Origin of the sequence: Sorangium sp. So ce117 (assembly GCF_051524395.1) — a bacterium.
GTDB lineage: Bacteria > Myxococcota_A > Polyangia > Polyangiales > Polyangiaceae > Sorangium > Sorangium cellulosum_B.
In genome coordinates, this window is sequence record NZ_CP150309.1 from 8,050,901 (window position 1) to 8,072,402 (window position 21,502).

Sequence of the window (21,502 nt, forward strand, 5' to 3'; positions counted from 1 at the left end):
ACGGGACCGAGGCAGGTCAGGTTCACGGGCTGGGCGACCCCGTCTCCGCCCGGGGCGCGAGGTGCTGGCCGCGACCCACGGCGTCGCGCTCGCCCGCGCCGGATACGCGCGCGAGGCGCCGGTGCTCCTCGACGCGCAGCGCCAAGCCGCTGCGGCCGGCGCGAGCTCCCAGAACGCCGCGCCGGCGCCGGCGACCGCCACGGCGCACGCCGCGCCCCTCGACGGCGGCGCGGCGAAGGCGAGAGAGGCGCCACGCGACGCGGCGCGCTCGGACCCGGCGGCCGCATCGCCGGAGCTCACCGCGCTCGCCCTCGGCGGAGATGCCACGGAGTTCGCGGGCGAGCGCCGCCGACTGTACCCCTCGCCGGAGGCGTACGCGTCCACCGTCCAGCCTCTGTCACCCGAGGTGAGCGAGGCGATTCACCCTTGACATCCTCAAGTCGTTTTGCCTTCCCCGCCCTCCGGGCGCATTGAAAGCAGAAGCCATCAGTACCTCTGGATTCCGTGAATCGGAGTTGAGCTGGTACCGGAGGCGAGAAGGTGGACTTTGATCTGGAGATCAAAGTTCTCGAGCGCGGAAATTGGAGGCCATGGCAAAACTCGCGCGCGTACGAGCGGCGGATTGGGCAATATTGGCAGCGGGTCTCTCCCTCGTGGGACTCGCATGCGAACCTGTAATGGAGGACGGGACGCCCGACGAGACGAGCGGGACCTCCGCGTCTGCCAGCGGCGCCTCCTCCTCCTCTGGCGGCACCAGCGGCGCCAGCGGGGTCAGCAGCACCAGCGTCTCGACTGGGGCCGTCTCCCCGGCTGGCGGTACTGGCGGCAGCGATTCCACCGGCACGGGTGGGCAGACGGGCAGCGGCGGCAGCGATGGCGCCGGCGGCGGCAGCAGCGAGGTCTATAATCCTGACTTCAAAGAGTTTTACGGCGAGGACTGCGACACCGGCGAGCCCAAGGAGGCGACCAACGCCAAGCTGCCGGACCTGTTTGCGTCTTTCGATGGCACACGCATGTCCAAGAAGTCGGAGTGGCGCTGCCGACGGGCTGAGCTGAAGAAAGCCGTCGAGACGTTCATTCACGGCGAGAAGCCGGGCAGACCCGAGAAGGTGACCGGGGCGGTGACCAGCAGCTCCATCAAGGTGCACGTGGAGCACGGCGGCAAGAGCATCGACTTCAGCGTGGCGGTGAGCATCCCGGCGGGCACGAGCGGCCCCGTTCCGGCCATCATCGGGCTGGGCGGGGGGAGCCTGGACCGATCCCTCCTCACCTCCGAGGGGGTCGCCACGATCAACTACAACAACAACTCCATGTCGAGCGAGACGAGCAGAAACGGCCTGTTCTCGGACATCTATGGCAACACCGGCGCCAGCGCTCAGGTCGGCTGGGCGTGGGGCGTGAGCCGCATCATCGACGTGCTGGTCGACGAGCGGGACGCGGGGCGGAACGATATCATCGATCCCACCGCCATCGGCGTCACCGGTTGCTCCAGGCTCGGCAAGGGCGCATTCACCATCGGCGCGTTCGATGAGCGAATCGCGCTGGGGATCCCGCAGGAGTCCGGCACCGGCGGCGTATCTGCTTTCCGGATCGTGAACACCAATCCGACGGGCCCGAACGGGAAGACGGCCCAGTCGCTGAACTCCGCCTGGAGCGAAGCGCAGGGGTGGTTCGGGGCCGTGTTCGGCAACTACAGGAGCAAGGTGAATGTCATCCCGGCAGACACGCACTCGCTGGTCGCCATGTACGCACCACGCGGATTGCTCGTCCTGGACAACTCGCGCATCGGTGAGCTGGGCTCGATCGCCCAACATGCGGCCACCGCGGCCGGCGGAGAGGTGTACAAGGCGCTCGGCGTGGAGAAGAACGTCGCTTATCACGGCGGCAGGCCGTCCGACCCGCACAATCATTGCGCGTTCTATGCGGAGCAGGCGGAGCCGCTCCGAAGGGCCATCCGGGCCCACCTGACCCGGAAGGCGCCCGCGGACGGCAGAATGGAGCCGCAGCCGGTCGCCACCGCCGATCTGGGTGCATGGATCGACTGGACTACTCCCACGCTGCAGTGATCGCCGGCGTCCTCCGCGCTTCGCCTCGAACCTGACCCCGCCGGCGTCGGGGTCGTGCTCCCCATCCTGATCGAACCGCCCTCCACACAGCGCTGCCTCGACACGCGCATCGGGTGCGCTCAGCTCTCCTACCTCGGAGCCGGCCCTTCGCCGCTCTGACCCGGCCGCTCCCCGCGGCGTCACAGCTCCGCCATGGCGTTGCCATGCATCTGCGGCGAGAGGGGCGTCGCCCGCGCACGCCCCGGCCCCTTGCCTCCCCGGCAACGGTCTGCCGCTCGCCGGCAACGCTTTCGCGAAGGCCTTCGAGGCGAGGTTCAGGTTCCTTCCGGCCATTCTCGCGGGTATGGTCACGCCGAACGTCCTGGCTGCCCTCGTCGCTGACCGCCCGGCACGGCGACCGCCCCCCGGATCAGCCAGGCCTCGGAAAAGCAGACCATCGCCCGCTCCGAGACCTCGACCCCCGAAGGGGAGACCTCATGCCGCCAACCCGACCCACCCTGGTTGATCCCACCGCGCGTTTCGGCCCCCCGGCCTCGTCAGCCCTCCAGGCGAGCTTCGGGCCCGGCCAGATCATCCGCCACGGGAGCTTCCGATGAGAGAACACGCAGCAGTCCGGACGACGAAGCCTCTCGCGACGGTCGCGGCCGCGGCGCTCGCCTTCGTCTGCTGGAGCGCGGCATGCAACGCGATCTCCGGGGTCGACGATCTCGACTTCTCGGGCACCGCCGGCGCGACGGGCGGCGGCGCTGGCGGCAGCGGCGGTGGTACAGCCGGCGGTGACGCGGGCGGCGGCGGCATGGGCGGCGCTGGCAGCACGGGCGGCGCTGGCGGCATGGGCGGCTCCGGTGGCACGGGCGGCGACGGCGGCTCCGGTGGCACGGGCGGCTCCGGTGGCACGGGCGGCGCCGGCGGCACGGGCGGCGCTGGCGGCACGGGCAGCGACATCTCTTACGAGATCGCCTGTGGGAACGGCAACGTGGCTGTCGGCGTCCACGGCCGGAGCGGCGGCTCGATCGATCAAATCGGCCTGATCTGCGCGCCGCTCGCCAGCGACGGCACCCTGGGCACCGCCTTCCAGACCGTGACCGCCGGCGGCAACGGAGGCGGGCCGGGCAGCGTGATCTGCCCTGCGAGCCAGGTCCTGGTCGGGATCAACATCTGGGTCGACACTTACGTTAATTACGTTTACCGGGTCGAGCTGCTGTGCCAGACGGTCGAGGCGTGGAAGACGGGCGACGGCAACACCAATGTCGGCCCGGGCATCGGCAACGTGCACAGCACGGGTTTCGGGGTCAAATGCCCGACGGGGAGCGCCGTCGTTCAGATCATCGGCGACGCCGACGAGTTTGTGCGCTCCGTGCATCCAGGTTGTCTCCGGCTGTGACGGGCGCGGTCGCGGTGAGCGCGGACCTCGCCGCCGTCGCCGCGAGCGCCGTGCGCGAGGGCTGCGTCGGCGAGACGCTCGCCGCGGTGCTGGCGGCCGAGCAGCTCGGTCACGCCCAGGATCCCGCGGTCCGCGCCGCGCCGTCCGCGCCCGCCGCTCCGCTGAGAAGTTTACGGTCCATCTGGACCCGGAAGAACACCTCCCGAATTGCGGCGAATTCTGCTAGAGCTGTGAGCCGCGTCGAGCGCAGGTCGCGCCTCGGCGCAGCGGCAGTTTCTTAAGGATCACCGGCAGACGTGCCGCGCTGCGGCAGCGCGCAGCTCCGGCGAACGGGCCTATCACCCTTCGGGCATCAACATGACTTTCGATCGCGAAATCGCACGCTTCACCTGGGTTGGGATCTCCTGTCTGGCCCTGTCCGCTGCAGCGGCGGGCTGCTCGGACGGCGCAGGCGACTCCTCGGAAACGGGGGGCGCGGGCGGCAGCGGCGCGGGGACCGGCGGCGCCTCGAGCGTGAGCTCGGGCACAGGCAATCCCGCCGCGAGCAGCAGCAACGGCAGCACCAGCAACGGCAGCACCACCAGCAACGGCAGCACCAGCAACGGCAGCACCAGCAGCAGCGGCGGCGGCGGCGACACCAGCAGCAGCACCAGCACCACGAGCACCGGGACGCCCGAGACGAGCGCCACGTCGAGCACCGGCGGCGGGACGCCGACGGGCGGGTGCCCGGCGAGCGCGACGTTCTGCTCCGACTTCGAGGGCGACGGGCTGCCCGACGGCGCGACGTACCGTCCCTCGTACCAGGCGGCAGAGGCGCTGAAGAACATGGCGATCGACACCTCGGTCTTCCACGCCGGCTCGCGCGCGCTGCGCGTGAACCCGGGGGCCAGCGGCTACGACTGGAGGATGCTCTCCGTCCCGTCGCCCGGCTCGACGTTCTGGGTCCGGCTCTACGTGCGCGGCAGCGTCGATCTCGGCCAGTCCGACCACAACGCCTACTTCCAGGCCATGACGGGCGACGGCGAGCCGAACCTGGGCGACAACATGGAAATCGCCGAGCAGTACTGCCAGCTCGTGCTGAACCTGCACGACGACGTCACCCTGTCCACGGGCGGCGAGGCCCGGTGCGGGAGCAACGGTGTGAAGCTCCCCAAGGACCAGTGGCACTGCATGGAGGCCTACTTCGACGGCGCCAAGGGCGGCGTCCAGGTCTACGCCAACGGCACCAAGATCATCGACAAGACCGGCGTGAAGACGCTCAACTACAAGACGTTCAGCTTCGGCTACCTCGGCTTCCACGGCCCGGCGCGGACGATGTGGTATGACGATGTGGCGGTCGCGCCGGAGCGGATCGGCTGCGCCCCCTGACACGGCCGGGCGCCGGCGCGTGGGTCGTGCCAGCGCGATGACCTGACCGCCATCGCGCGCGCCGCGCGACCTCCTTCCTGCGCCTCCCCTGGACACGCGCCGGACCCCACTCCGGGCACGGCCCGCCGGCGGAGCGGCCCCGAGCACGCTTGCCCCCTGGCTCCGCCGGCGCCATAGCCGAGGTGGCGAGCGCTCGGCGGACGCGCGCGAGCGCGAGTCGCGGTGACGATGCAATGACGATGCGACCGCGATCCCGGCATGAAGGTAGATGCAATGCCGTACCTGGTTTTCCGGAATTTCCCCGACAATACACCCATCCCCGATGACTGCTATAGCTGCGACGGCGCGCCGGACTGGGCAGCGTTGCTGGAGTGGATATGCCCCGATCTCTCGCGCGACGAGGCGGAGCGGCTCGCGACCATCGGCGAAGCGAGCGGGACCCGGCCCGACGTCGCGGGCCTGAAGCGGCTCATCGAGGAGCACCTGAAGCCGTAGGCGCGCGATCGCGATGAGGAGCGCACGGACGATCATCGATCCTCGCCGCCACACGTGGTGCGACACCCCGGTGGACGACATCGGCCTGCTTGTCGACGCCGACGAGTATTACCCCGAGTTCTACCGGGTCGCGTCCAGCGCGCGGCGGTACCTGCTCCTCGCCGGATGGCAGTTCGACAGCGACGTCGCCCTGCTCCGTGGCGGGAGGGAGGAGCAGGTGTCGAGCCCGATCACGCTGCTCAAGTTCCTGAACCACCTCTGCGAGACGAGCCCCGATCTCCAGATCTTCATCCTCGCGTGGGACTTCCACCTCGTGTTCGCGCTCGAGCGCGAGTGGCTCCAGCAGCTCGTCTTCGAGTGGACGAACCATCGCCTGCGCTTCCTCTTCGACGCCACCCACGTCGAGCGCGCCTCGCACCACCAGAAGTTCGTGGTGGTGGACGGCGAGCTCTCGTTCCTCGGCGGCCTCGACCTCTGCGATCACCGCTGGGACGACCGCAGCCACGCGAACAAGAACCCGCTCCGCGTCAGCCGAGGAGAGCCGCACAAGCCGTTTCACGACGTGCAGGCCTACCTGCGCGGCCGCGCGGTCGCGCGGGCGCTGACCGAGATCTTCACGGATCGCTGGCGGCGCGCGGGCGGCGTGGACATGACGCTGCCGGACCTCGACGAGGCCGATCCGACGTTCCCCGACTACCGGCCCGAGGGCGGCATCCCGCTCGCCGCGGCGCGCGTCACGCTGAGCCGCACCGATCCGCACGGCGCGCCCACCGGCGCCCCGCACCGCACGGAGATACGCGACCTCTTCCTCGACGCCATCGACGCCGCGGAGCGCTTCATCTACATCGAGACCCAGTACTTCAGCTCTCACGTCATCGCCGAGGCGCTCGCGCAGCGGATGCGCGCCGAGGGCCGGCCGCTCCTCGACGTGGTGCTCCTGCTCAACATGGAGGCCGAGACGATGAAGGAGCAGATCGCCGTCGGCCTCTCCCAGGCCAAGGTGCTCGGCGGGCTGCGCGACGTGGCGGCCGAGACAGGGCATCGCCTCGGCGTCTACTACACCCTGCCGGCGTGCGGCGAGGACGAGACCGCCGAGCGCGCCACGTACATCCACTCGAAGGTGATGATCGTCGACGACCGCTTCCTCACCGTGGGCTCCGCCAACCTGACGAACCGCAGCCTCTCGATCGACACGGAGATCAACGCCTCGGTCGAGACCGACGACCCCGACGACGCGCTGGGCCGCTCGATCCGCGCGGTGCGCGCGTCGCTCATCGGCGAGCACCTGGGGGACGCCGACTTCGATCGGGTGGACGACCTCGTCGCCTGCCTCGACGGGCTGGCGAGCCCGGCGACCGGGCCGCGCACGCCTGGGAGCTCGTGCCGGCTCCGGCTCCACCCCTCGCCCACGGCGGACGAGCGCGCCCTGCTCGAGGTGATCGACCCGCATCAGCTGCCGTTCGACCCCGCCGCGGCCGAGGACATCGACCAGCGCCAGGGCTCGCTCTTCGTGGGCGGGCTCGGCGCGCTCTGGCGGCACCTGTTCATCAGCCGGGACCCCGCGAAGTAGCCGCGCGCAAGGCGCTCCGGGCGAGCGCGCCTGGGACGCGCGGCGCGGGCGCCGGCACCGGCGGCCTCCCTGGACCCGGAGGCAGGGCGCGCCCCTTCCGGCCGCCAGGGGCGCATGGTAGGCTGTGGCGCGGAATCGCGAACGGTTTCTTCAGGTTGTCTCTCAAAGTTGAAGCGCTGACGCCACGAGGAGTATGCAAGAGGCAGAGATCAAGATCGGGGGCATTTCGGTCCGCGACCTCGCGGAGCAATACGGAACACCGCTCTATGCCTACGATGCCGAGCGCATCCGGGAGAACTTCCGTCGACTCACGCGGGCGCTGCGCGGCAATTACCCGGAGGTGTCCGTCTTCTATGCCATCAAGGCGTGCAACAACCTGGAGATAGCGAAGCTCCTGGTCGACGAGGGCTCGGGCGTGGACGCCGCGAGCCCGAACGAGATCCGCCTGGCGCAGGCGCTCGGGCTGTCGGGCGAGCGGATCATCTACACGGGCAACAGCCTGTCGGACGAGGACCTGGCCGTGGGGCTGCGCGCCGGGGTGAACTTCAACGTGGATGATCACGGCATCCTGAAGCGCCTGTTCTCGCTCGGGAAGCCGCGCTGTATGTCGTTCCGGATCAACCCGAGCGGCGAGGACATCGCGACCCCCGATCTGAAGCCGTTCGCGGGCCCGTCCGCGAAGTTCGGGATCCACCCGCGCCACGTGGAGGAGGCCTATCGCACCGCGCTCGAGAACGGGGTCGAGCGGCTCGGGGTGCACATGATGCCTCACTCGCAGGCGAACAAGCCGGAGAACTTCGCGCACGTCACGGGCAAGCTGCTCGACCTGATCGGCCCGGTGGCCCGGAAGCTCGGCTTCGACCTCGCGTTCGTGGACATCGGCGGCGGGCTCGGCATCCCCTACCGGCGCGAGCAGCCGCCGCTCGACGTGGAGGCCGTCGCCCGCGGGATCGCCGCGATGGTCCGGAAGAAGTGCGCGGAGCACGGCCTGAAGGAGCCGCGCCTCGTCATGGAGCCGGGGCGCTACTTCGTCGGGGACGCGGGCTACGTGCTCGGGCGGGTGATCTCGATCAAGCAGGGATACAAGACGATCATCGGCACGGACATCTCGATGAACACGATGGCGCGCCCGGTGATGTACGGCGCTTACCACGAGGTCCGGATCAACGGCCGCCGCGGCCAGACGGCCCCGATGGCGATGACGGGCCAGGTCTGTGAGAACACGGACATGTGGATCGCGGAGCGCGAGTTCCCCGCGGACGTGGCCGAGGGGGACGTGGTCGTCCTGATGGACGCGGGCGCGTATGGCCACGTGATGAGCTACGACTACAACGGCCGGCTGCGGCCGGCCGAGGTGCTCATCGACGGCGGCAAGAGCCGGCTGATCCGGCGGCGCGACACGTTCGAGGACATGGTCTCGCGGATGTGCCTGTCCGACGACATCAAGGAGCGCCTGCGCGCGGGGGCGGGAGAGCCGGCCGGCGCGACCGGCTGCGGCTGAGCTGAACATCGCTGGGGCGCACGAAGGTGCGCTCTGCTTTAGCGCACCTGAGCTTCACGGCGAGACCGCTACAGGGACGCTCGCTGCACCCGGCTCAGTGCACCGCCGAAAGATCATCGAGTACACGCCCCGGACCTCGCGGTTCGGGATCGAGAGCAAGTGCGAAGGCTGCTCCATCGGTCCGCGCGAGCGCTTCTCGGCCCTGAGGTATCCCGTGAAGACGAGGAGGCTCCACAGCACCTCGTCGCTCCGGTCGAGATCCTCGAGCGACACGCTCTCGTCGAGCACGCGGTCGACGCTGCCGCCGTCGAGCAGCGTCGAGAACGCCGGCTCGAGCGCGAGCGCGCGCCGCTCGAGCTGCTCCCGCACCAGATCGTTCGAGCTCGTGTTCACCCAGTAGGGCTGCGGCGCGCCGTCTTCGCGGGAGAGGAAGTTCAGGACGCTCCACGGGTTGTAGACGACGGTGTCGCCGAAGAGGTACCCGTTGTACCAGGCGCGCAGCGACGGGAGCCGCTCAAGCCGGCCAGACCTCGTGAGCAGCGACTCGACCTCAGACTCCGTGAACCCGAAGCAGGTGTCGAACTCCGGCGCGAGCAGCGAGTAGACAGCCACGTTGTTGAGACCTGAAAAGATGCTCTCCCGAGCCACGCGCAGGACGCCCGTGAGCACCGCCTTGAACAGGTGCGGATTGCCCTTGAGGCCCTCGGTGAGGAACCCGCGGAAGAAGCCGATGACCTGCGCCGCGTAGCCGTGGAGATACCCGGCGTGGAGGGGCTCGTCGTACTCGTCGAGGAGGATGACCACGCGCTCACCGTGGAGGCGGTGGAGATAGCTCGACAGGTCGAGCAGCGCTGTCTCGTACGCGATCCTGCCGGCCGTGCCGTCGAGGACTTCGCGGTACCGCCGGGCCTCACGCTCGCTCAGCACGCCGCTCTCGAGCAGGTCACGGTGCTCGTCGAAGAGGCGCGCGATCCTGTCCTGCACGCCCTCCCAGAACGCATCGAAGCTCTCGGCCTTCACGCCCTTGAAGGTCAGGTGGAGCACCGGATAGCGCTGGAAGTGCGCGCGGTACTGCCCCCGCCGGCGGAGAGGCGGAGCCGCGGGTCACCGCGTCCAGGTCAGCAGCAGCGCGAAGATGGTGAGATCGGCGGCGACGTGCGCCACGTACGGCGCGAGGAGGCCGCCCGCGCGGCGCCGGAGCACGCCGAGCATCACCGCGTAGATCGCCGCCAGGCCGACGCCGACGGCCCCGCTCGGGAAGCCGCTCAGGTGGAGGAGCCCGAAGGCGGCCGCCTGGACGAGCACCGCGGTCCAGCCGGAGGTCGTCACGGCGTCCAGCGATCCGAGGAACACCAGGCGGAAGACGGCCTCCTCGAGGAGCGCGTTGAAGAGCGCGAACCCCAGGCCGCCGAGGAGCAACAGCGGCAGCGAGACGGGTGGGAACAGGGCCCGCATCTGCGACAGATCGGGGCGCATCAGCCGGACCCAGAGCACGAGCCCGAGCGCGGAGACGAGGATGACCGCCGCGATCCAGCCGAGGACCGCAGGCCCGAACGAGCCGCGCCGCAGCGGCGGCATCGACGACCGGAGCGCCGGCACGGCGCGCGCGAGCAGCGCGAGCACGACGAGCGGCGCGGCCAGGGAGAGCGGCCAGGGCGCGACAAGCCCCACCGCCGCGGGCGCGAGCGTGAGCACCGCCAGGAGAGGCGCGTGGAGCGCCGCCCGGTCCGGCGCGCGCGCCACGGCGAGCAGGGAGGCGAGCGCGACGCCGAAGCAGGCCAGGCCGAGGGCGCGATCCTCCGCGGCAGACGGGTACGCGGCGTAGGCGAGCGTCGCGGCAGAGACAGCGCAGAGCCCCGGCCAGCCAAGGCGAGGCGCCCCCACCCGCCCTGCGGCCTCGCCGACCGGCGTGGCGCCGGCCGGCGCCGCGCGAGGCGGCTCGATCTGCCCGATCTGGTCGAGGCGCTCCAGAAGTTGAGCTTTCACTCGGATATAGTCGAGCTTTTGCTCATGTTGTCAAGTACGCTCGGCGCATGGCCACGAAGCGCAAGAAGCCGCCGTCGACCGCGCCCCGCCGGGTGCCGCTGCAGGCGAGGAGCCAGCGGCGCAAGGAGCGGATCCTCGACGCAACGGCGGCGCTGCTCGCGTCGCGCGGGCTCGACGCGGTCACCACGAACGCCATCGCGGCGCGGGCGCGGACGTCCATCGGCTCGGTCTACGAGTTCTTCCCGAACAAGGAGGCCGTGCTCCACGCGCTGACGGGGCGTTATCTGGAGCGGCTACGGGCACGCACCGAGGCGGCGCTCGCGGAGGCGCCGCCGGGCTCCTGGCGCGCGCTGACCGAGCGCTGGATCGACGCGCTCGCTGCGTTCTACCGGACGGAGCCCGGCTACCGGGAGCTGTGGTTCGGCGTGCAGCTGTCCGGCGCGCTCCTCTCGACGGCCGCGGCGTGGGGGGACGAGTTCTCGGCGCGCGCCGAGGCGATCCTCTCGCCGCTGACGCCGGCGCTCTCGCCCGCCGAGCGGCGGGTCGTCGCGCAGAGCGCGCTGTACATGGCCTCGACGCTGCTCGCGCTCGCCACACAGCAGGACGAGCAGCAGGGCGCGCTCTACGTCGAGGAGGCGAAGAAGGCGGTCTGTCGCTACCTCGCGCCGTACATCGAGCCGCCGTGCCGGCCGAGGGAGAGCGCGTGACGCGGTGAGGCGCGCCGGCGCGGTGTCGCGCGCGGCCAGGCGCCCCCTCGCACGGGAGCGGCGCCTTCAGGCCGCCGACGCCCGCGGCTTCGCGCTGGCCACGTGGCGGTTCGCCGGCCGCTCCAGCCCAAGGTTCTCCCGCAGCGTCCGGCCCTCGTACTCCGTTCGGAACAACCCCCGTCGCCGCAGCTCCGGGATCACCAGCCCGATGAAATCGTCCAGCCCGCCCGGGAGCCACGGCGGCATCACGTTGAACCCGTCGGCGCCGCCCTGCGTGAACCACGCCTCCAGCTGATCCGCGATCTGCTCCACCGAGCCCACGATCGTCCAGTGCCCGCGCGCTCCAGCCACCCAGAGGTACAGCTCCCGGATGGACAGGTTGCGCTTGCGCGCGATGTCGAACATCAGGGCTTGTCGGCTCTTGTTGTTGTTGGTCTCGGGCAGCTCGGGGAGCGGCCCGTCCACCGGATACGCGGACAGATCGATCCCGCCCGACAGGCCCGAGAGCAGCGACAGCCCGACCTCCGGCAGGATGAGGTCCTGCAGCTCCTGGTACTTCGCCCTGGCCTCCGACTCCGTCCTGGCGACGACGGGGAACACCCCCGGCATGATCTTCAGCTGGTCGGGGTGCCGCCCGTACTTGGCCATCCGGCCTTTGACGTCGGCGTAGAAAGCCTGCGCGTCTTCGAGCGTCTGCTGCGCGGTGAAGATCACCTCGGCGGTCTCGGCCGCGAGCTCCCTGCCCGCCTCCGACGATCCCGCCTGCACGATCACCGGATGTCCCTGGGGCGGGCGCGGGATGTTGAGCGGCCCTCGAACGGAGAAGAACTTCCCCTTGTGATCGAGCGTGTGCAGCTTTGACGGGTCGTAGTAAGCCCCGGACGCCTTGTCGCGGAGGAACGCGTCGTCCTCCCAGCTGTCCCAGAGGCCGGTGACCACATCGACGAACTCGCGCGCCCGGACGTAGCGCTGCGCGTGGTCGGGGTGGGCGTCGAGCCCGAAGTTCCCCGCCGCCTCGCCCCCGCCGGTGGTGACCACGTTCCAGCCTGCCCGCCCCTGGCTGATATGGTCGAGCGAGGCGAACTTGCGGGCCAGCAGATAAGGCTCCTCGTACGTGGTGGACGCTGTGGCGATGAAGCCGATGCGCTCGGTGACGACCGCGAGCGCGGAGAACAAGGTGACCGGCTCGAAGCTGGCCCCATAAGCGGTGCGGCCCTGCGCTCCGGGCCGGTTCTGCAAGGCGAGCCCGTCCGCCAGGAACACGGCGTCGAACTTGGCCCGCTCCGCCGCCTGCGCAATGCGCTTGTAATGCGCGAAGTTGATGCCTCCGTCCGCCTGCGCCTGCGGGTGCCGCCAGGCCGCCACGTGGTGGCCTGAGCCGGGCAAAAAGGCGCCCAAACGGATCTTCCGCTGATTGTCGCTCATAAGTGTCCTCGGTCTCGGTCCTCGCGTTCGCGCGAGGACACGCGGGCGTCCGCCGCGCGCCGCCGCGTGCACCGCAAGCGCCGTGCCCGGCGGCGGGGCGGCGGAGAACAAGGCACCTCCCCTGCCCCGCGACGATGCGTGCTGCTGGAGCAGCAACCGATCGCCAGCGCTGCGGAAGCATTGCTGGCAGGGCAGCACCGGCCCGCCTCGTTCCCGGCCGCCCCTGCCGCGGCGCTCCCGCGGCCGGCCGCCCCGAGCGGCGCCCCTCGACGCGCCGGCGGATCGCGGCGGGCGCAAGCCCGACAGGCGGCGAACGCATCCCGCAGCCGCCTTGCGCCCGCATCCTTTAGTGATAAGTTTATCACCATGACGATCACCGAGACAGCGCCGCCGCTCGGCGCTCCTGGGACGACCGCGGCTGGCCGGCTCGGCGTGGCGACGCGCGCGGGGCGCCTCGCCGTCACGTCGGCCGGCTCCGGCCCGCCCGTCGTGCTGCTGCCGGCGAACGGGCGCGCGGCGGCCGACTTCGATGCGATCCGCCCGCGGCTCGCGGAGCGGCACCGCACCGTGGCGCTCGACTGGCCTGCGATGGGCGACTCCCCTGCGCCGGAGCGGCCTCGGGCGATGAGCGCCTCCCTGCTCGCCGACGCGCTCGAGGATGCCCTCGACGCGCTGGACGTCGGCCCGGCCATCCTCGTCGGGCACTCGGTCGGGGGCTTCGCCGCGGCGCGGCTCGCGAGCCGGGCGCCCGACCGCGTGCGCGCGCTCGTGCTCGTCAACTCGGGCGGCTTCGCGCGCGTCGGGCCGCTCGAGCGGCTCTTCTGCGCCGTGAAGGGCCTCCCCGCCGTCACGGGCGCCCTCGAGGGCCGCTTCGCGCGCTTCCACACGCGCTGCCCCAACGAGCACACCGCCCGGATGCTCGCGCGCGTGGAGGCGGCGCGGCGCCGTGAAGGCTACGCCGAGGCCGTCGGCGCCGTGTGGCGGAGCTTCGCGCGGCCGGAGTCCGATCTGCGCGCTGCGGCGCGCGCGATCCGGTGCGAGACGTTGCTCGTCTGGGGCGCCCGGGACCCCGTGATCCCCAGGAGCGCCGCGATCTTCGCCCAGCGCGCGATCCCGGGCGCGCGGCTCGCGTGGCTCGACACGGGCCACACGCCCTTCGCCGAGGCGCCCGGGCGCTTCCTCGAGGCCGTCGAGCCGTTCCTCGCCTCCCTCGCGGCGCTCCCCAGGGCCGCGTGACCGCGCGGCGCCCCTCCCTCCGCTCGCGCAGCGCCACGCCCGGCTCGCGCCCACGCCGCGGCAGCCCCGACGAGACCCGGCGGCGCCTGATCGCGGCCGCCGGCGTGGTGTTCAACCGCGACGGCTACGCGGGCACGGACTCGAACCGCATCGCGCGCGAGGCTGGGTACTCACCAGGGACGTTCTACAAGCACTTCGCTGACAAGAAGGAGATCTTCATCGCGGCGTACGTGGAGTGGGTCTGCGGCGAGTGGGCCGAGATCGGGCGCATCCTGGGCGAGGATCTCCCGCCCCGGGAGGCCGCGCGCACCGTCGTGGCGGCGGTCGTCGATCTGCACCGCCGCTGGCGAGGTCTGCGCAGGAGCCTCCGCGCCCTCGTCGGAGAGGACGCCGACATCCGGCAAGCGTACGTCGCGGAGCGCGCCCGCCAGCTCGACACGATGGCCCGCCTCGCCGGCGGGGCCGGCGGCCGCGCCGAGGACGCGCTCCTGCTCTACCTGGTCGAGCGCACCGCCGACGCGCTCGCCGATGGCGAGCCCGCCGCGCTCGGCGTCCCGGCCGACGCGCTCATCGACCTCCTGGTCGCTCGGATCGAGGCGCGCTTCGACGCACGGAGTCCGTGAACCCGCTCAGCGATGCGGCCACGGGGACGGTCCGTGCGGTCCCCGTCGCGGAACGCTCTCCGGGTCGGCCGGGTCGCTGCCGGCGTCCCGCTCGTCACCGTCGAGGAAGCCATCGCCGTCGCGGTCGACGCCGATGCGCTCGCCCGACCCGGGCGGCACGCAGGTATAGGTCAGCTCGCTCCCGCCTCTCGTGGCCAGCCAGCGGAGCTCGCCGTCCCACCGCCGCGGCGCGCGCGCGCGGTCGGGGTCGAAACGGCCATTGCCGATGTACAGAAAGCCCAGCTCGTCCCCATGTGACCAGCCCTTGACCACGAGATCGCAGTCGCCGGCATCGGCGCGCGCCACGAGCAGATCGACGCGCGGGCCGGCCACCGCCGCGTTCGACGAGGTGAGCGTGATCTGCTGGCCCACGATGGGCTTCAGGTTCGACTCCAGCGCCAGCATGTACTCCGCCACCTGGCGCTTCAGGAGCTCCCCCCCGGGGTCGACGGGGAAGCCGCCGGGGTTCTCCGGCGTCTGGACGAAATCGGAGAACGCGTTGAAGCGGACGAGCGTATCGACGGCGCCGTCGTGGAGGAAGCCAAAGCCGCGGACCTGATCGCCCATGTGCTCATTGGAGCCGCCGAACGGGAACACGAACGACTCCGCCATGCCGAACATCCCGACCTTCTGGTACTGATTGCGCAGGTGCGGGACCTTGAAGAGCTGGGTCTCGTTGGCGTTGGCCGATCCGCCGTCGCTGCCGAAGAAGCCCGGCGCGAAGTCGTCGGGGTTGGCGTCGGGATCGACGGCGTGGCACCCGATGCACGAGGCGCCGAGGATGCTCGACACGGGCCCCCCGAAGAAGTCGCGCCCCGCGCTCTCATCGGGCGTGAGCGAGTCGTCGAGCGCGCGGATGGGGTTGGGTGGATACGTGACCTGGAGGATGAAGTCCGTGAAATCGTCCATCTCCTCCTCCGGGATCGTCTCGTCTCGCCCGAGCAGATCGACGAACGCCACGCTGAATTTCTTGAACGCCGCCCGCTCATCGAACACCCCGCTGTCCGGCTGGGACGTGGGCGCATCATGGCCGCCCGTGCGGTCGCCGCGCCAGTGCATCGGCCCGTGGTTCGCCATGCCGCGCAGGCTCTGGGTCGTCATCGGCCCCTTCATCGGGTGCAAGCTCGTATCCTGGCCGAAGAGATCGGTGCAGAACGGTCCCGGGTTCTCCACCGCGGTGCCGTCCGGGTTCCCGAGGTCCCACGAGAGGCTGTCGAAGTCGCCGAAGATATGGCAGCTCGCGCAGGACGAGTCGCCGTGGCTCGAGCTCCGCGCCGCGTCGTAGAGGACGCGGCGCCCCCGGACCACGCTCGGAGGCTCCGGGTTGTGCATCGGCACGTGCGCGACCTCGCGGCGGGTCCGGGTGTCGATGACCGAGATCGCGTTGTCGAAGCGCGCGAGCACGTAGAGCCGATGCCTGTCTTCATCGAGGACGAGGCCGGTCGGCCCGCCTCCAGGGACGCGGATCTGGTTCGCGGCGCTGGGCACGAACGTGTCGTTCTCTAGCTTCGCCGTGTCGAAGACGCCGATCTTGTCCGAGCCGAGCGCCGCGACATACAGGGTCGCTCCGTTGCGCGTCACGGCCATCTGCGTCGGTTGCGCCAGGCTCTTCTCGCTCTCGTCGTTCGGCACCGGCGCGCAGCAGCTGCTGTAATCGATGTGCTTGTTGAGGTGCCTCGGGGCGACGCCGCCCGGACCGAGCACGGTGATCCTGCTCTCGTGCAGGTGGCCGCGCACGCTGTGGCCGGCGAAGATGCCCGGCCCCTCGAAGCGCTCCTCGTTCCGGGCGTCGGTGTTGGACACATAGACCTTCCCGTTCACCGGGTTCACGACCATGTTGAACAGGACGGTCCCAACGCCCGTGAAGAAGCCGCCTGGCCCGTCCACCTGGCGCGGCGGGTTGGCGAGCGCGTCGATGACGAAGACGTCCTTGTCGGGCAGCGAGAGGCGCACCGCGTCGTCCCAGGGGCGTCCCAGCTCGTCGACCCAGTGGGACCCGTCGAATTTGAGAATGAGCCCGACCTCCGGCCGGGGGACTCCCTCGAAGTTGGTGTCGGGCCCGGGCAGTCCGCCCGCGGCCTCCCCGCCGTTCGGCACGAGGCTCTCGTCGATGACGGTCGTGCGGTTGCCCGAGTGGAAGGCGGCGGCGTAGACCCGGCTGCCGTCCGGCGTCACCGCGAGCGCGCGCGGCGTGTCGCTGAAGAGCGTCACGATGGAGAGCGGCGTGCCTCCGAGCGACGTCCCGGGCCGCCTCGCGTCGAACACCCAGACGTCCGCGCGCCCCACGCCGGGCGTCAAGAGCTGCGGATCGAAGGGGGCGTTCTGCCCGCGGTGGGCCGTGGTGATGAACGCCCGCGAGCGCTGCGGCCCGGCGAACACGATGTCGCGCGGCTCATCGCCCACGAGCAGCGTGCGGACGACGCGCGCCTTTTGGGGGTCCCGAACGTCGACAACGCTCACGCTGTCGGACAGGTGGTTCACCACCCAGACTTCATCGTCGCCCCGGGCAGCCACGGCGACCGGCTCGAGCCCCACGGGCACAGACGCCTTGAGCTGCAGACGATGGGCTTCGACGCGGAAGATCTCCAGCCGGTTGTCGGGCGTGTTCACCGCGAAGAGCAGCTTGCCGTTCGCCGACAGGGCCAGGGGGCGGACCTGGCCCGATTCGAATGTGGTGAACGGCGTGGCGGCCGCCGCGGGGAGAGCGGAGGCGAGGAACATGGCCGTAGCACCTACGCTGACAGCCAGGAAACGGTGCAGACAGCATGATGGCAGCATGCTTTCAAGCTATGTAAAATAAATACGATTAACAACAAAAAAGCGGACGAGCGGCCGCGTCGTCACGGCCGACCGGCTGGCGGTGTTCTGGGCTACGTGGTCGCACAGAGCGACTGTCATGATATCGATTCTCCGTGTGCCGCCTAACCCGCACGGCCCCGCAGGCGCGCTGGCATTACGGCGTCAGCGGACCTGTCGCAGCGCGTAGTCGATGCCGCTCCGGAGCGTCCCCCGGGTGACCACGGTGCTGAGATCGATCTCGAGCGAGACGAGCGTTTGCGCCAGCTCGGGGCGCAGGCCCGTGATCACCGTCGTCGCGCCGAGCAGCCGGAGCGCCGCCGCCGTGCCCATCAGCGTGGTCGCGACCGCGGAGTCGATGAGCCTCACGCCCGTGACGTCGATGATCACGACGTCCGTCCGGTTCGTGTGCACGCAGCTCAGCGCCGCTTCGAGCGCCTGCTGCGCCCGGCTGGCGTCGATCGTCCCGATCAGCGGCATGACCATGATCCGCTCGGTGATCGGAATGAGCGGCGTGGAGAGCTCCGCCAGCCGCTCCTTCTGCGCCCGGATGATCTCCTCCTGCAGCGCCGCGCGCGCCAGCTCCGCGCGCTCGCGCTCGGTGAGCTCCAGCGTCAGCCGCTCGTTCGTCCTGCGGAGCTCCTCGGTCTGGCGCGCGACCTCGGTCTCCAGCTGCTCGTTCGACCCGCGGAGGGCGGCTTGAGCCTGCGTGAGCTCCTCCAGGGCCCGCTCGAGCTCGGCCGTCCGCGCCGCCACGCGCCGCTCCAGCTCGTGCGTGAGCTCCTGCAGCGCCGCCTCGGCGGCGACGCGCTCCTCGACCTGCGCCGCGAGGCTCTTCATCAGCTGCCTGAGCTTCGTTTGCACCCGGACGCGCGCGAGCAGCTCCTCGCTCTGGAACGGCTTGAGGAGGAACTCCACGGCCCCGAGGTTCAGCCCCTTCACCTTGTCCGCGTTCATCTCCGTGCTCGCCGTCATGAAGATGACAGGGATGTCGCTCGTGGCCGGATCCGTCTTGAGCCGCCGGCACGTCTCGAAGCCGTCGATCCCTTCCATCTTCACGTCCAGCAAGATGAGATCCGGCGCCACTTCCTTCGCGAGCTGGATGGCTCGCAGGCCGTTCGTCGCGGCCGCGATCTCGAACCCCCAGCCCGAGAGGTTGTCGCGGAGCAACCTCAGGTTGCGCGGCTCGTCGTCGACGATCAGGACCGTTCCGGTATCACTCACGTTCGTCACACTGCCCTCTCCAGCGGATGACCTCACCCTTCGCGCCAGCGACGCTGCATGAGGATGACTGCGCTCACAACAGATCTCAACCCGACGCCCTCATCGGGCGCCGCCGTCGATACGCCCGCCGACGAGCTCTTCTATCGACTCCAGCCGGAAGTCCTCGGAGAGCTCGCGCAGGTGCTTGGCGAAGGGCGCGAGCCGCGGGTCGCCCAGCTCGAGCTTGTCCGCGTATTTCTGGATGTGATTGACGAGCCCCTTGCGCGCGAGATCGCGCAAGGCCTTGAGGTCCTCGTCCGGGGGCAGGACGACATCGCGGATGCTGGTCACACCCGAGCTGGGGCTCGGCTCCGTCTCCTCGCCGGCGCCGTCCTGCCGCTCGTAGATCCACTCCAGCTCGAGGTGTCGCTGGAGCTTTGCGAGCAGCTCATCCATCTGCAGCGGCTTGGCCACGAAATCGTCCGCGCCTGCTTCCAGGCTCTTGTCCTGGTCGGTGATGAACGCGCTGGCGGAGGACGCGATGATGACCGTCCCTGCGAGCTCCGGCGCCTTTCGTATGCGGCGCATCATCTCCCAGCCGTCGAGCACGGGCATCGCGAGATCGGTGATGACCAGATCGAACCTCTCGCTCGCCGTCCTGTCCAGGCCCTCCTGGCCGTCGTTCGCCTCCGCCAGCTCGAACCCGAGGGTCGCGAGCATGCTGATGACCACGGCGCGGTTCTCCGGCTTGTCGTCCACCACGAGGAGCCTCCGCCGCGAGCCCTTGTAGCCGACGATCTGCCCCTGCTCCGTGCGCCTCACGGTGTCCGTCCAGTCGGGCGCCTCGGCGAGCGTCAGGTCCATCCAGAAGACGCTGCCCTTCCCGAGCTCGCTCCTGACCTGGATGGAGCTGCCCATCAGCGTGACGATGCGCTGGCTGATCGCCAGCCCGAGCCCGGTGCCCTCGCGGTGGCGACTCTTGTCTCCAACCTGCTTGAAGGGCAGGAATATCTGGTCCAGGTGCTCGGCGCTGATGCCGCTCCCCGTGTCCTCGATCTCGAAGCGTATCCTGCGCGTCTTGGTCCGCGATTCGGGGCTCGCGCCGTCCTCCGGGAGGTCCTTGCGCGCGCCTTGTGGCCCACCCGTCACCTCCACGACCGTGAAGGTGACGCTGCCGTTCTCGGTGAACTTGATGGCGTTGCCGAGCAGATTGAGCAGGATCTGACGCAGGCGCCGCTGGTCGACGCGCACCCCCTCGGGCAGCGCGGGGCCGGGCTTGAACACGAACGCGATCTTCTTCTGCTCCGCGCGGATCCGGCAGATCTCGGCCGTCGCGTTCAAGAACGACGTGAAATGGAAATCGTTCGGGTGAATCTCCATCGTCCGCGACTCGATCTTCGCCAGATCGAGGACGTCGTTGATGAGGGTCAACAGATGAGAGCCGGACTCGGCGATGACCTCGACGCCGCGCAGCTCCTGCTCGCCCAGGCTCCTCGAGCGCCTCAGGATCTGGGCGTACCCGAGGATGCCGTTGAGCGGTGTCCGCAGCTCGTGGCTCATGTTGGCGAGGAAGTCGCTCTTCGCCCTGTTGGCCGCGTCCGCGGCGACCGTGGCCTCCTTGAGCTCGGCGGTGCGCTGCTCGACGCGCTGCTCGAGCTCCTCGTTCGTCTTCGCCAGGGCGGCGAACGTCTCGCGGAGCTGCTGGGCCATGCCGTTCAGCGCGTCGCCGATGTGCACGAACTCCCGGGTGCCTGACGCCTCGAAGCGCTGATCGAGATCACCGCCCCGGATCCGCTCGGCCGCCGTGACGAGCTGCCGCACCGACGGCAAGGTCACGCGCATGATCACGAGCACGGGCAGCGCCACGAGCGCCAGGATCGAGATCGCCGCGATCAGCCAGTAGTCCCAGTACAGCCCCTTCACCGACGAGAGCAGCGCCGCGCGAGGGACGTCGGTGAGCAGGTACCAGTCCGGCGCCGCGATGCGCGCCGCCACGATCACGCGCTGATCCGTGCGGCCGACCACGCGCGCCGCCGCGGCGTCGTCGCGCTTCGCCGCCTCGAACGCGCGCTTGAGATCGTCGTCGCCGATGGACTCGACCGTCAGCGCGCCTTTGCTCCCGTGGATCTTGTCCTGGTGAACGCTCGAGACGAGCACCGTCCCATCGCCCCTCACGAGGGCGTGCTCGGTCCCCGGATACAGGGAGAGCTCCCGGAAGCTGTCCATCACCGCGTTGACCGTGACATCGTGCCCGGCGCTCCCCGCGAACACCCCGTCGCGGAAGAACGGCACAACGACGCTCACCATCCACTCGCGCGCCCCCGGGTCGTAGCTCGTCGGCGTCCAGCGCGGCTTTCCTTCCGGGTTGTTCGCCGGGAGCGCGAGCGTCGTCCACTCCGAGTTGACGAAATCGACGGTCGTGTCGACCTGGTCGATGTAGCTCGTGTAGCTGGGCCAGTACATCACGAGCCCGTTCCGCCTGGGGATGAGCCAGGTGTTGATGGGCTCACCCGGCGCCCCCGCCGAGTACAGCTCGGTCATGCGCTTCAACTCCAGGAGAAAGACCTTCTCCTGGTCGTCGAGCGGGTACCCCGCGGGCAGCCAGACGATGGCGTCTCGCTTGGGCTCGAAGCCCGCGTTGCGCGACACCATGCCGCCGTCGCGCGACGGCCCGACGAGGGAGTCGAACTTCTGCGGGGTTTCTCCCTCGACTTCATGCAACGCCGAGGTGAGCATGCGGCCGTACCGCGCGACGCTCGCCTCCGCCTGGATCAGGCGGTCGTTCATGCGGCCGGTCCACTCGTCATGGGTCCGCGCGAGGACGCCCAGCTCGTTCTTCAGGATCGCGCCCTCGATGGCCCACGCCGCGATCCACAGCCCCGGACCCACGAACACGAGCAGCGCGACGGCCAGCGGCCCCGCGACCCAGAAGGACAGACTCGGCGCGGTGCGAGGGCGTTGGCCGCTCCGCTCCCCCCGTTCATTCATGCGGTCATCGTACACGAATACAGGACCGCGCCACTTTGGAAGGTCAATGTCCCGAACAGAAAATAGGGACATGCGGTAGGATCATGCGTGCCTCACGAGGACTGCGCCGCCACCT

The 21,502-nt window shown here is 70.2% G+C and carries 16 protein-coding genes and 1 pseudogene; 10 read left to right on the plus strand and 7 right to left on the minus strand.

Annotated features, from left to right (window positions below; all coding sequences use genetic code 11):
- The first annotated feature begins 61 nt into the window (after window positions 1-61).
- The 3 genes from WMF46_RS29865 (at window position 62) to WMF46_RS29875 (ending at window position 3,450) form a co-directional block, all read left to right on the plus strand.
- Window positions 62-430 (plus strand): hypothetical protein, encoded by a 369-nt coding sequence (locus WMF46_RS29865; protein ID WP_437980328.1) that lies wholly within the window; start codon window positions 62-64, stop codon window positions 428-430.
- Window positions 431-590: 160 nt separating this feature from the next.
- A complete protein-coding gene (locus WMF46_RS29870) occupies window positions 591-2,066 on the plus strand; it encodes a glucuronyl esterase domain-containing protein (RefSeq protein ID WP_437980329.1) in 1,476 nt (491 codons plus the stop codon).
- Window positions 2,067-2,658: 592 nt separating this feature from the next.
- Window positions 2,659-3,450 (plus strand): hypothetical protein, encoded by a 792-nt coding sequence (locus WMF46_RS29875; protein ID WP_437980330.1) that lies wholly within the window; start codon window positions 2,659-2,661, stop codon window positions 3,448-3,450.
- A 338-nt stretch (window positions 3,451-3,788) separates the two neighbouring features.
- On the opposite strand, the gene WMF46_RS29880 is transcribed toward WMF46_RS29875, so the two are convergent.
- The gene (locus WMF46_RS29880) at window positions 3,789-4,289 is read right to left on the minus strand and encodes a hypothetical protein (protein WP_437980331.1); all 501 of its coding nucleotides are present in this window, start codon (window positions 4,287-4,289) and stop codon (window positions 3,789-3,791) included.
- Between WMF46_RS29880 and WMF46_RS29885 the strand changes: the two genes are divergently transcribed.
- From WMF46_RS29885 to lysA, 4 genes are all read left to right on the plus strand, one after another.
- Window positions 4,276-4,818, plus strand: coding sequence for a hypothetical protein (locus WMF46_RS29885; protein WP_437980332.1), 543 nt, complete (start codon window positions 4,276-4,278; stop codon window positions 4,816-4,818). The two genes, WMF46_RS29880 and WMF46_RS29885, sit on opposite strands and share 14 nt — an antisense overlap.
- Window positions 4,819-5,091: 273 nt before the next feature.
- The gene (locus tag WMF46_RS29890) at window positions 5,092-5,313 is read left to right on the plus strand and encodes a hypothetical protein (protein WP_437980333.1); all 222 of its coding nucleotides are present in this window, start codon (window positions 5,092-5,094) and stop codon (window positions 5,311-5,313) included.
- 13 nt (window positions 5,314-5,326) lie between these two features.
- Complete coding sequence (locus WMF46_RS29895; protein WP_437980334.1) at window positions 5,327-6,883, plus strand: phospholipase D-like domain-containing protein; 1,557 nt, start codon at window positions 5,327-5,329, stop codon at window positions 6,881-6,883.
- Window positions 6,884-7,076: 193 nt separating this feature from the next.
- Window positions 7,077-8,384, plus strand: coding sequence for a diaminopimelate decarboxylase (lysA, locus tag WMF46_RS29900; RefSeq protein WP_437980335.1), 1,308 nt, complete (start codon window positions 7,077-7,079; stop codon window positions 8,382-8,384).
- A gap of 54 nt (window positions 8,385-8,438) precedes the next feature.
- Here lysA and WMF46_RS29905 read toward each other — a convergent pair.
- Both WMF46_RS29905 and WMF46_RS29910 read right to left on the minus strand, forming a co-directional pair.
- Window positions 8,439-9,434: pseudogene (locus WMF46_RS29905) on the minus strand (AAA family ATPase); the annotation flags it as partial.
- 54 nt (window positions 9,435-9,488) lie between these two features.
- The gene (locus WMF46_RS29910; protein ID WP_437980336.1) at window positions 9,489-10,370 is read right to left on the minus strand and encodes a CPBP family intramembrane glutamic endopeptidase; all 882 of its coding nucleotides are present in this window, start codon (window positions 10,368-10,370) and stop codon (window positions 9,489-9,491) included.
- A 47-nt stretch (window positions 10,371-10,417) separates the two neighbouring features.
- On the opposite strand from WMF46_RS29910, the gene WMF46_RS29915 reads away from it, so the two are divergent.
- Window positions 10,418-11,077, plus strand: coding sequence for a TetR family transcriptional regulator (locus WMF46_RS29915; protein ID WP_437980337.1), 660 nt, complete (start codon window positions 10,418-10,420; stop codon window positions 11,075-11,077).
- 66 nt (window positions 11,078-11,143) lie between these two features.
- On the opposite strand, the gene WMF46_RS29920 is transcribed toward WMF46_RS29915, so the two are convergent.
- A complete protein-coding gene (locus WMF46_RS29920) occupies window positions 11,144-12,502 on the minus strand; it encodes an LLM class flavin-dependent oxidoreductase (protein ID WP_437980338.1) in 1,359 nt (452 codons plus the stop codon).
- Between the two features lie 366 nt (window positions 12,503-12,868).
- Here WMF46_RS29920 and WMF46_RS29925 point away from each other — a divergent pair, with 366 nt between their 5' ends.
- Window positions 12,869-13,738 carry an alpha/beta fold hydrolase gene (locus WMF46_RS29925; RefSeq protein ID WP_437980339.1) on the plus strand — a complete coding sequence of 290 codons (870 nt, stop codon included), beginning with the start codon at window positions 12,869-12,871 and terminating at the stop codon, window positions 13,736-13,738.
- Window positions 13,735-14,361: a TetR/AcrR family transcriptional regulator gene (locus WMF46_RS29930; RefSeq protein WP_437980340.1), complete on the plus strand. Its 627-nt coding sequence runs from the start codon at window positions 13,735-13,737 to the stop codon at window positions 14,359-14,361. The genes WMF46_RS29925 and WMF46_RS29930 overlap by 4 nt, the downstream gene beginning before the upstream one ends.
- Window positions 14,362-14,367: 6 nt before the next feature.
- Here the strand turns inward: WMF46_RS29930 and WMF46_RS29935 are convergent, their stop codons facing one another.
- The 3 genes from WMF46_RS29935 to WMF46_RS29945 all read right to left on the minus strand — a co-directional run bounded on the left by WMF46_RS29935 (window position 14,368) and on the right by WMF46_RS29945 (window position 21,387).
- Window positions 14,368-17,121 (minus strand): beta-propeller fold lactonase family protein, encoded by a 2,754-nt coding sequence (locus WMF46_RS29935; RefSeq protein ID WP_437980341.1) that lies wholly within the window; start codon window positions 17,119-17,121, stop codon window positions 14,368-14,370.
- A 240-nt stretch (window positions 17,122-17,361) separates the two neighbouring features.
- Entirely contained in the window at window positions 17,362-18,420 is a 1,059-nt protein-coding gene (locus WMF46_RS29940) for a response regulator (protein WP_437980342.1), read from the minus strand.
- A gap of 99 nt (window positions 18,421-18,519) precedes the next feature.
- Window positions 18,520-21,387 carry an ATP-binding protein gene (locus WMF46_RS29945; RefSeq protein WP_437980343.1) on the minus strand — a complete coding sequence of 956 codons (2,868 nt, stop codon included), beginning with the start codon at window positions 21,385-21,387 and terminating at the stop codon, window positions 18,520-18,522.
- Window positions 21,388-21,502: the final 115 nt, after the last annotated feature.

Bases quoted from the DNA above. Each gene is read 5' to 3' on its own strand.
- WMF46_RS29945 (WP_437980343.1), bottom strand. From the start codon at position 21,387: ATGAATGAACGGGGGGAGCGGAGCGGCCAACGCCCTCGCACCGCGCCG.
- WMF46_RS29890 (WP_437980333.1), top strand. From the start codon at position 5,092: ATGCCGTACCTGGTTTTCCGGAATTTCCCCGACAATACACCCATCCCC.
- WMF46_RS29935 (WP_437980341.1), bottom strand. From the start codon at position 17,121: ATGTTCCTCGCCTCCGCTCTCCCCGCGGCGGCCGCCACGCCGTTCACC.
- lysA (WP_437980335.1), top strand. From the start codon at position 7,077: ATGCAAGAGGCAGAGATCAAGATCGGGGGCATTTCGGTCCGCGACCTC.
- WMF46_RS29885 (WP_437980332.1), top strand. From the start codon at position 4,276: ATGGCGATCGACACCTCGGTCTTCCACGCCGGCTCGCGCGCGCTGCGC.
- WMF46_RS29895 (WP_437980334.1), top strand. From the start codon at position 5,327: ATGAGGAGCGCACGGACGATCATCGATCCTCGCCGCCACACGTGGTGC.
- WMF46_RS29920 (WP_437980338.1), bottom strand. From the start codon at position 12,502: ATGAGCGACAATCAGCGGAAGATCCGTTTGGGCGCCTTTTTGCCCGGC.
- WMF46_RS29925 (WP_437980339.1), top strand. From the start codon at position 12,869: ATGACGATCACCGAGACAGCGCCGCCGCTCGGCGCTCCTGGGACGACC.
- WMF46_RS29875 (WP_437980330.1), top strand. From the start codon at position 2,659: ATGAGAGAACACGCAGCAGTCCGGACGACGAAGCCTCTCGCGACGGTC.
- WMF46_RS29870 (WP_437980329.1), top strand. From the start codon at position 591: ATGGCAAAACTCGCGCGCGTACGAGCGGCGGATTGGGCAATATTGGCA.
- WMF46_RS29915 (WP_437980337.1), top strand. From the start codon at position 10,418: ATGGCCACGAAGCGCAAGAAGCCGCCGTCGACCGCGCCCCGCCGGGTG.